The organism is Shinella sp. M27 (assembly GCF_049199905.1).
Lineage (GTDB): Bacteria > Pseudomonadota > Alphaproteobacteria > Rhizobiales > Rhizobiaceae > Shinella.
Genome location: NZ_JBLZPK010000041.1, coordinates 10,035 through 15,507 on the forward strand (window position 1 = coordinate 10,035; position 5,473 = coordinate 15,507).

The window sequence follows — 5,473 nt, forward strand, 5'->3', positions numbered from 1 at the left end:
CGCCAAGGAAATGGGCCTCGGCCAGCGCCGCAAGGGCAAATAAGTCTTCAAGGCAGGACAAGAATTGATGAAGGCCGGAGCGGTGACGCTCCGGCCTTTTGCTTTTGCGCGTGGTTGTCGCGGGTGCGGCCCGATTCGGCGCTCCTGGCTGGCAACAATCCGACGTGGTTTTCGCAATAAGGAATATAAGCCTACAAAGAGGATGCAGACGGCAAAATTTTAAACGTATTCAATGAATGGTTGCGGATTGGTGCTTCATTCATCCCCGCTTGTCCTCTAGGGTGTATGAATAAATTCCTATCAACGGAGTGGCCAGTCATGCATCAGTTCATCGTATCCCAGAGGCGGGCATCCCGAAACACCCGGCCGGCGGCGCTGGAAACAAAGGGAGAGGAGGCCGGAAGGGAGGGGCATGGGGTGCGACGGGTCATCGCCGGCCTGGATACGCCCACCGTGCCGTCGGGCACCGCCTGCCGTATCGTGCGCCAGCTCGTGCTCGAAATGACGGCGATGGCGAGCGAGCGGCCGCTCTGGCGCCGTGACAGCCGTCGCTCCACCTGCCATGTGCGCCAGATCTCCATGTATGTCTGCCATGTCGTGCTGCAGCTGTCGCTGTCGGAGATCGGGGCCGCTTTCGGGCGGGACCGCACGACGGTCGGCCATGCCTGCAATGTCGTGGAGGACCGGCGCGACGATGCCGCCTTCGATGCCTTCGTTTCGGCGATCGAGCGCGTCGTGCTCTCGGTCTTCGGCCCGGCGGGGATCGGCAGCCATGGTTGAGGCAAAGAAGGATGCCGCGCTTGCAAAGGTTTTGCGCTTTTTGCTGACGGTCGGGGATGTATCGTTCGACGGGGAGGGACTTTTGGCCGCGAACGGTCGGAAGGAAACGGTTTCCCGCGCGGTGCTCGAGGAGGCGGTGCGGCTCGGTCTCGTCACCCCTGTTGGCGGGCGGTTGCGGGCAATGCCGGAGGCGCGCGCCCATCTCAGGCGCCGCCTGTGCGATGCCGAAACGCCGTTCGCCGCGCAGCATCGCGATCTGGCGCCGGTCGTGGTCGTGCGCGAGGGAAACCGGGAGACGGCGACGGCCAACCGGCTGGAATCGCCGCTTGCCGCGCTCGCCCGGCTGAAGGAGAAAACGGGGGAGGCTTGGCTGCCGGAAGACGCCCTTGCCGCCGGCGAGCGGCTGTATGCCGATTTCACGCGCGGCGGCCTCCAGCCGAAGATGACCATGTCCTGGGAGCCGCGTATCGCAACCCGCCAGAAAGGCGAGGCGGGGGCGGCGCGCGAACTGACGGACACCGCACTGGCCGCCCGCCTGCGCGTTGCCCGAGCCATCGAGGCGATCGGGCCGGAACTGTCCGGCGTCGCGCTCGATGTCTGCTGTTTCCTCAAGGGGCTGGAGACGGTGGAGCGCGAGCGGCAATGGCCCGCCCGCTCGGCGAAGCTCATGCTGCGCGCTGCCCTGATGGCGCTGGCCCGTCACTATGCGCCGCCCGCGCCCTCGTCGCGCCGGACACACGCCTGGGGTGGCGAGCGATATCGGCCGGACCTGCCGCGCTGACACTGCCCCATCGTGAAGGCTCCGGCGAAAACGGGGTCTTCACTCCGGATCGATGATCAAAAATGGTCGTCGAAAATCCTGCTATCCCCAGTTTAGAAAATGCTGTTAACTCCGCGTCAACCATTTCAGCTTTCTCAACTATTGCAGGCCGTTCATGACCTTCCGGCGCAGCGCTCCCGTTGCTCTCATCCTGGCTGTCGTCATCGTCGTGGCCGGCGCCGCGCTGGTGACCAGCCGCCTGTTTTCCGGCATGACCGATGCCGTCGAAGGCAACCAGTTCCAGACCATGCAGGCGATCGTCGAAACGGCGATCCGCGATTCGGAAAACAAGGCGCTCGCGCGCGCCGAGCTGATCGCCGAACTGCCGACCGTGCGCCGGCTCTTCGCCGCAGGCGACCGGGCGGGGCTGAATGCGGAACTCTCGGCGATGTTCGCCGGCCAGAAGGCGCGCCACGGCGTCGACCAGGCGCAGTTCCACACGGCCGATGCCATCTCGTTCCTGCGCCTGCACGATCCCGCAAAATTCGGCGATGACCTGAGCCGCTCTCGTCCGCTCGTCGTGGCGGCCAACAAGGAGCGGGTGCCGATGAAGGGGGCGGCCGTCGCGCGCAACGGACCGGGCATTTTCGGCGTTTCGCCGGTGCTGGACCCGGCCGGAAAACATATCGGCACCTTCGAGATCGGCATCGATTACGGCCCGTTGCTCTCCGCCCTCAAGACCGCCTATGGCCTTGATCTCGCGCTGTTCGTCGATGAAAGCGTGTTGAAGGAATACGGCCAGGGCGTCGATCCCGAGCGCATGGGCGAGCAGAACCGCGTCGGCAAATATATCCGCATCGAGGCGACCAATGCGCAGCTGATGGCCGAGCTTGCTGGCCCCGGCGATATCGCCGTCGTCAACGAGCCGTCGCATTATGTGCGCGAGGCCCAGGGGCTTGCCCGCGGCGTCGTGCTTTTGCCGGTCAACAGCGGGTCGGGCACGCCGCTCGGCGTCATTGCCGCGACGCAGGATTTCAGCGCCTCGCGCGCCGCCGTCAGCCGGTTGCTGATCTGGCAGGGGGTCGTCACCCTCGTCGCCATCGTGCTGCTCGCCGCCTTCATCCTCATCGTGCTGCGCGGCTTCCTGCTGCGGCCCTTGGCGGTGCTCGGCGATCGCTTCGAGGCGGTGAGCCACGGCGGGAAGCTGGCACCGATCGAAGGAGCGGAAAGCTTCCCCGCGGAAATGCAGCCGATGGTCCAGCTCTACGACCGTATCCGAAGCCGCCGCGCCGAGCCGGAAAAGGCGCTGTGACATGGGGATTTTCCGTTTCACGGCCGCCGGCCTCGCGGCACTGATCGCGCTCCTCGCCGCCTTCTCAGCCCCGGCACTCGCCGATCCCACTTTGCCGCGCGACAAGGGCCTGCCGATTGCCGTGCAGGCGGCAGCGACGGTGCTGTCGATCGAGAGTTTCGACGAGAATGCGGGGAAATTCCGCGCCACGGTGGACCTGCGCCTGCGCTGGTCCGATTCGCGCCTTGCGAGCGGTACCGATGGCGGCGGCACGCCGGAAACGCTGCGCGGCAGTGCAGCCGAGGCGCGCATGAAGGAGATCTGGACCCCGCCGGTGCGCATCGCCAACCAGGTCGGCGAAGCGGAGCTTTCGGAATATGGCCTGAAAATCTATCCGACCGGCCAGGCGGAGCTGCTGCACCGGGTGACGGCCGATTTCACCGTCGACGTCAATGTCGAGCGTTTCCCCTTCGACCGCCAGAAACTCGCCATAGAGATAGCGGCCAACGGGCTGACGACGGCGGAGATGGTCCTGCGCTTCGACCAGTCCGACATCGATTTCAGCCGGCCCTCGGCCCATGCGGAACTCGGCGGCTGGACCATCGGCCTGATCGACCTGAAGAGCGCGCCGCAGCCGGGCTGGTACAACGGCACCCATGCGCGCGTCGTCGCCTCACTGGATGTCCAGCGCAAGCTCGGCCTCGTCGTCGCCTCGATCTTCATTCCGCTGCTTGCGTCGCTGCTCATTCCGCAGCTGGCGATCTGGCTCAACACCATGGAGGACGGCGTCTTCCAGGTGGATACCTATGAGATGGTCAACATCATCATCGGCGGCCTCTTCGCCATCATCGCGCTGAATTTCACGGTCTACAGCAGCTATACGGTGCTGTCGGTCGGCGACAACACGGTGAACAGGCTGTTTGCACTGAACTATATCGGGCTCGCCTCGGCGCTCTTTGTCAACGTCGTCTTCTCGCGCTTCAACGTGGTGGCGCGCTTCTTCGGCCCCTATGTGCAGGAGCAGGCCTATAGCGCGATCATGTGGGCGATCCCGACGCTGATCTTCGTGCTGGCAATGTCCTTCCTGTTCGCCGCCTATGTCTAGGCGGCGACCTTGATGGCGGCTTCCTCGCGGATGCGCTTGATCATCGAGCGCAGGCCATTGGCGCGCTGCGAGGAGAGGTGTTCGACGAGGCCGATCGTGTTGAACGTGTCGATGGCGTCGAGCGCCGCGATCTCGGAGGCGCGCTTGCCGGAATAGATGGCGAGCACGATAGCGACGAGGCCGCGCACGATATGGGCGTCCGAATCGCCCTCGAAGGTCATGACGGGATCCGCACCTTCGCCGGTGTGGCTGACGAGCCAGACCTGGCTGGCGCAGCCCTGCACCTTGTTGGCCGCCGTGCGCTTGTCTTCGGCGAGATCGGGCAGCGCCTTGCCGAGTTCGATGACGAAACGGTAGCGATCCTCCCATTCTTCCAGGAAGGCGAAGTCGTCGATGATCTCTTGCAGCGTGGCCATGGCGGGTCTCTCGAAGTTTGCCCTGATATAGGCGAGACCGGCACAAAAATAAACGCCGTAGGGACAGGGTCCATACGGCGGTTGCAGGGCAACGATTCAGGCAGGCAGTAAACTTACAGGCAGAAATTTTAGAAGATGGACGCGGCGTCAGCCCTTGTGATCGGGGCGGCGGGTCGGGATGGCGATGGTGCCGGTGATGACCTCGGCGTCGGCATCGACATTGGCCGCCATCTTCGGCAGCGGCTGGTCGAGGGCTTCGCCTTCCGCCGGCTCAGCCTTGGCGACGGCGTCGTCTTCGGCAAACTGGGTATCGAGGAACTTGTAGGCGATATGCGCGCCTTCCCGTGCCCGGTGGCCGAGCGCCACGAAGGTTTCAGTCCCCTTCTGGCAGACGTCAGGCTTTTCCAGGCACATGGCCGTCACATAATTGAGCGCTTCGGTGGCGGCGCTGAACGTATCGCCGAGCTCTACGCTCGGCCCCTTTTCCAGTTTCGCGGACGAGGCCGGATCCAGGAAGGGCAGCAGCACCAGCACAAGTGAGAACCAGAACGTTCCCTTGATCAGAAACCACATCGCTTGCCATCCTCATTATACGCCTTGGCTCTTGGCGGCCTTCGGCTTGATTGGTCCTTGGCGAACCGTTGATGCGAGAATAGGGGCCGGAAGGAAATTCCCCTTTGCAGGAATCAATCAGGTTTTGCCCAGTTTTAAGTAAAATTCGAACGATCGGCAGCTTTACCGGCATTTGAGGCAGATTTTAGCGATCCCCGTTAAGGATGAAGGCGGCCCCGCCGACCCCGAGGTGCCGGAATGCCGGGAGGCGGCTTTCGACCACCTTGCCCCAGAAGTTAATACGAACAGAAAAATGCCGCAAAATGAGGCGCTTACGCCCCGTTAACCACGCCGGACGAATGGCCGTTGGATTGCCCCGAAATGGGACTTTTGGGGCTTTTTGGCCCCCTTTCCGGGCCACCCCGTTTATCCTTTCCTAAGTCGCCGGTGCGATTTTGGGCTCACAGAAAAGAACATGAACGACAGGGTTTTGCGTTGCGCCAATTGACCATCATCGCTGACAGAATGGCCGCCCGCCTGGGCGCCGTTGCTGGCGTTGCTGGCGTGGG

At 63.7% G+C, this 5,473-nt stretch carries 6 protein-coding genes; 4 read left to right on the plus strand and 2 right to left on the minus strand.

All coding sequences use genetic code 11. The features are described 5' to 3' along the window. Window positions 1–417 precede the first annotated feature (417 nt). The 4 genes from ACOZK4_RS17165 (at window position 418) to ACOZK4_RS17180 (ending at window position 3,936) form a co-directional block, all read left to right on the plus strand. Complete coding sequence (locus tag ACOZK4_RS17165) at window positions 418–780, plus strand: helix-turn-helix domain-containing protein (protein WP_409530421.1); 363 nt, start codon at window positions 418–420, stop codon at window positions 778–780. After that, complete coding sequence (locus ACOZK4_RS17170; protein WP_421592936.1) at window positions 773–1,561, plus strand: DUF6456 domain-containing protein; 789 nt, start codon at window positions 773–775, stop codon at window positions 1,559–1,561. The genes ACOZK4_RS17165 and ACOZK4_RS17170 overlap by 8 nt, the downstream gene beginning before the upstream one ends. A 154-nt stretch (window positions 1,562–1,715) precedes the next feature. Then, a complete protein-coding gene (locus tag ACOZK4_RS17175) occupies window positions 1,716–2,852 on the plus strand; it encodes a cache domain-containing protein (RefSeq protein ID WP_421592937.1) in 1,137 nt (378 codons plus the stop codon). A gap of 1 nt (window position 2,853) precedes the next feature. After that, window positions 2,854–3,936 carry a hypothetical protein gene (locus ACOZK4_RS17180; RefSeq protein ID WP_421592938.1) on the plus strand — a complete coding sequence of 361 codons (1,083 nt, stop codon included), beginning with the start codon at window positions 2,854–2,856 and terminating at the stop codon, window positions 3,934–3,936. On the opposite strand, the gene ACOZK4_RS17185 is transcribed toward ACOZK4_RS17180, so the two are convergent. Further along, window positions 3,933–4,352, minus strand: a complete 420-nt coding sequence (locus ACOZK4_RS17185) for a SufE family protein (RefSeq protein ID WP_244760345.1) — start codon at window positions 4,350–4,352, stop codon at window positions 3,933–3,935. The genes ACOZK4_RS17180 and ACOZK4_RS17185 overlap by 4 nt on opposite strands. A 147-nt stretch (window positions 4,353–4,499) precedes the next feature. Then, a complete protein-coding gene (locus ACOZK4_RS17190; RefSeq protein WP_421592939.1) occupies window positions 4,500–4,925 on the minus strand; it encodes a DUF5330 domain-containing protein in 426 nt (141 codons plus the stop codon). Window positions 4,926–5,473 lie beyond the last annotated feature (548 nt).

Excerpts from the sequence above, each read along its gene's own strand:
- ACOZK4_RS17180 (WP_421592938.1), top strand. The coding sequence starts at position 2,854 with ATGGGGATTTTCCGTTTCACGGCCGCCGGCCTCGCGGCACTGATCGCG.
- ACOZK4_RS17185 (WP_244760345.1), bottom strand. The coding sequence starts at position 4,352 with ATGGCCACGCTGCAAGAGATCATCGACGACTTCGCCTTCCTGGAAGAA.
- ACOZK4_RS17175 (WP_421592937.1), top strand. The coding sequence starts at position 1,716 with ATGACCTTCCGGCGCAGCGCTCCCGTTGCTCTCATCCTGGCTGTCGTC.
- ACOZK4_RS17190 (WP_421592939.1), bottom strand. The coding sequence starts at position 4,925 with ATGTGGTTTCTGATCAAGGGAACGTTCTGGTTCTCACTTGTGCTGGTG.
- ACOZK4_RS17170 (WP_421592936.1), top strand. The coding sequence starts at position 773 with ATGGTTGAGGCAAAGAAGGATGCCGCGCTTGCAAAGGTTTTGCGCTTT.